The sequence below is a fragment of the Thioclava sp. JE_KL1 genome, from assembly GCF_009296265.1.
Taxonomy (GTDB): Bacteria; Pseudomonadota; Alphaproteobacteria; order Rhodobacterales; family Rhodobacteraceae; genus Thioclava.
The window spans coordinates 1-919 of sequence record NZ_WBJS01000056.1 but is presented as its reverse complement, the minus strand read 5'-3'; the positions used below and the strand labels follow the sequence as shown (position 1 = coordinate 919).

At 56.6% G+C, this 919-nt stretch carries 2 protein-coding genes; both read right to left on the bottom strand.

The window, feature by feature from the left end; translation table 11 throughout:
- Positions 1-227 precede the first annotated feature (227 nt).
- Positions 228-401 carry a hypothetical protein gene (locus tag F8R15_RS21605; RefSeq protein WP_172976284.1) on the bottom strand — a complete coding sequence of 58 codons (174 nt, stop codon included), beginning with the start codon at positions 399-401 and terminating at the stop codon, positions 228-230.
- A 233-nt stretch (positions 402-634) separates the two neighbouring features.
- On the bottom strand, positions 635-919 hold a 285-nt coding region (locus F8R15_RS20865), incomplete at its 5' end, for an ion transporter (RefSeq protein WP_172976283.1).

Sequence of the window (919 nt, the reverse complement as noted above, 5' to 3'; positions counted from 1 at the left end):
GTCAGTGAGCCACGGCGCTTGAGCGCTTCATTGTAGGATGGCCAGTTCCTGGTCTTGTAGGTCGGGGGCGTCGGTCTGCTCATGACAGCCAGCTACCACGCTGGATTCACAACATGAATCCCTTCACGGGATTTGTGCAACAGAGCCAGTGAAGGGGCTTAGCTGGTTTCTTCTCGAGCCCAATGTGACGGCAATACTCGAGAATGTTCCAATAAGGATGCGCTCTTTCAGGAAGAGCTTTGATCGTCTTTTGGGTGTCGAGCTTCGGCGCGTGATCCATCGGATGCTTCCTCTTGGCCAAGGTTGAGGAAGTATCTTCGTGCCCTGTCCGTTAAGCCATATCGCTCGACATAGTCGAGTAAAACGGCTTCCGCCGTGTCAGGTTGGGTCGGGTCTTTCATTGCATTCTCCTATCAACTGCACGAGTGGGCAGGCTAACAATTTGAGAGTAAATGAGCCGTTAACACAACGAAGACACTGTTGCGGCTACTCGTGTGAAAGCCAGGAGTGAGGCCGCCAGGCGCGATGAGCCCGAGCGTGCCGACAGGCTCCCCAGTCATGTAGCTAGTGAGCCTGATATCCGCTCGGGTCATCTGCGAGACGTGGAGGGTCAGGCACGCTTCTGCCCCTCGCGTCAGCCGCCCGTTTGGTTGCCTTTCCGAAGATCTCCGATCCGCCGCTCGATCGCATCGAGCCGCAGGAGAACCTCGTCGCGGTAGGCGTCGGTGCGTGTGGTCTCCTCTTCGGAATGGGCATCCTGCATCGAATTTACGATGAGGCCCACCAGAAGGTTCACCACTGCGAAGGTCGTGACCATGATGAAAGGCACGAAGAAGGCCCAAGCCAGAGGGTGGGTTTCCATCACCGGGCGCACAATCCCCATCGACCAGCTCTCGAGCGTCATGATCTGAAACAGTGA